Here is a 2,469-nt window from a genome sequence, read left to right as displayed (position 1 = left end):
TGTTCTAAGAAATAGTTTTTAATCTGGTTAAAGTAAGCTTCAGCCAGTATCGGTGTAAGGTTGAAATCATGAGAAATATTATTAACAATAGCGTTTTTAACAGACTTGGAATGAAGCCTTTTGGTAAGGTTTTGATCCATAATGATACCTCCTTAGATTTTGGTTTAAAATACACAAAATTCATTAAGGTATCATTTGATACTAACTATAAATAATTAATAAACTTCTGCGTTCAGAACTTACAATAAATTATCCTCACCTGGTTCCAAATATTATTTGGGGCCAGGTGGTTGGGTAATACCTAATAATATTCCTCTTTTCTTTTACCCTGTTTTAGCTACCATTTTTTCTCAAAATTATATTTTATACTACCTAAGCAGGTAATCTAAAACAGTTTAAAAGTAGACATTCCAATTTTTTATGACTATATTGGAATAACCTTAAAAAAAATCCCAAAGGACAAATAATCATGAAGAAAGCTAATATAGTTTTGGTTTTGTTTTTTATTTTTTTTATTTCAATGGGTTCCAAAGATATTAAAAATAATTCTAAAGCAAAACTGAGAAAGGTTACCGTAACTGGCCATACAGCCCGTATGGATATAAACAATATTGACCTGGCTTTAACTAATGACGGACAAACCGGTAATGATGCCGATTCCTTTTACCCCAATGGAAGTGACCTGTCCTTTTTATTTTCAGGCGGTGTCTGTTTTTCAGGTTATATTGAAGGTGATCTACGTACAGCATGGATGGCGCCGGCAAGTAGAATCCAGGAAATGCAGCCCGGTAATTGGGGAAGCGATCCGGATGCACCGGAATATATTTTTTATTCCGTAAATAGTTCTGACAGCCTTGGCAGCGAGAATTACATAAAATGGGCTGACGCAGTTGCTACTGGCGCAGATTATTATGATGCGGATGGAGATGGGAGTTACGATCCGAATATAGACACACCGGATATTATAGGGGACCGTACATTTTGGTGTGTTTATAATGACAGTGTACCGGCTTCGATCAGAGACGTATTAAATACTCAAGCATTAGGACTTGAAGTAAGACAATCAATTTGGGCTTTTCAAAGAAGTGATGCTTTAGGGGATGCAATATTTATTCGTTATAGTGTTGTAAATGCTTCAGAAAATGATATTGATGATTTGATCATTTCGGGATGGACGGACCCTGATTTAGGTGGTGCAACGGATGATTTAATCGGCTGTGATACGACCTTAGGTATGGGGTATATCTATAACTTCCAAGATGATTCTGACTATGGTGCAAACCCACCCGCTTTTGGTATTGATATTATGCAGGGAGCTGTTGTTGATGCGCCTGGTAAAACAGCGTACAAGACTAGAGGTCCTTTGCTTGGTGTTGATACATTGAATGATAAAAAAAACCTTTCACTTACATCTCTTATAACTTATGAAGGTGGCGGTAATATATTGCCCGGACCAACTAATAAGAATATTGCTAGGAATTATCAACTAGGTGGTCTTGATGCAAATAACGATCCAGTTGTCCCGCAGGATTGGGGAATTGGTGGAGATTCGGATAGTGATGTACGCTATTTTTTTTCCGGTGATCCGGTCACTCAAACAGGTTGGTTAGATATATGGTCCGCAGATAAAAGATTTTTAGTAAACAGTGGCCCATTTCAACTAAAGGCCGGTGAACGTCAGGATATTGTAATGGCCTATATTGTAACACAGGGCGAAGATGCGCTGGGCAGTGTCACCAAATTAAAGGAAACCTCTGCACTTGTGCAAAGCTCTTTTGATAATAACTTTCAGGTTGCCCCGCCAATACCTGTGCCGGACGTAACAGTGCGAAGTGCTGACCGGGAGATAGAACTGGTTATTGATTTTACCAAAAGTTTTAACTATCAAAACAAACAAGATTTATTAGGTAAGGTTGATTTTGAAGGCCTGGCCATCTATCAGTTTAACTCCCCATCAACAGCCGATGAGGTAAACGGTATTGAAAATGCCAAAATCATTGGCCGTTTTGACCTGGATAATGACATAGGTGATCTTTTTGAAGACCAGGAAAATGCAGAACGTATTAAAATCTGGTCAAAGCAAGGTAACCTTAATTTTGTAAATTTTGAACAAGCGGACGCAGCTATTCTAAAATACACGGTAACCACAGACGCCTTTGATAATGAGTCCCCTCTGGTTAACGCGAAGCCGTATTATTTTGCGGTTGTACCATTTGGGATAAATAGGACCCTATCTTTTGAAAACGAGATTTCACAAACAGAGGATGACTACGTTCTGGTTGAGGGATTGTACGAAGCGGACAGGGAAGCAGGTTTTATAACCGCTACTGCCGGTACATCGCTTTTTACACCTTACAATAGTGCCCAAGCGGAGAAAACCGGTGGTTCGAGCCAGGGTTCGGTTTTTATTGATGTTGTTGAACATGACCAAGTAAGCGGTGATGAGTATGAAATTACATTCTTTGACGA

The 2,469-nt window shown here is 38.8% G+C and carries 2 protein-coding genes; one reads left to right on the top strand and one right to left on the bottom strand.

The window, feature by feature from the left end; all coding sequences use genetic code 11:
- Positions 1 to 140 (bottom strand): hypothetical protein (locus HND50_22350; protein ID NOG47994.1); only part of this gene is annotated, 140 nt, incomplete at its 3' end.
- A gap of 329 nt (positions 141 to 469) precedes the next feature.
- Between HND50_22350 and HND50_22345 the strand changes: the two genes are divergently transcribed.
- The coding region (locus HND50_22345; GenBank protein ID NOG47993.1) for a hypothetical protein at positions 470 to 2,469 on the top strand (2,000 nt) is incomplete at its 3' end.

It is taken from the genome of Calditrichota bacterium, assembly GCA_013112635.1.
GTDB lineage: Bacteria > Calditrichota > Calditrichia > Calditrichales > J004 > JABFGF01.
The sequence above is the reverse complement of the archived record's forward strand: the minus strand, read 5'-3'. Positions and strand labels throughout refer to the sequence as shown.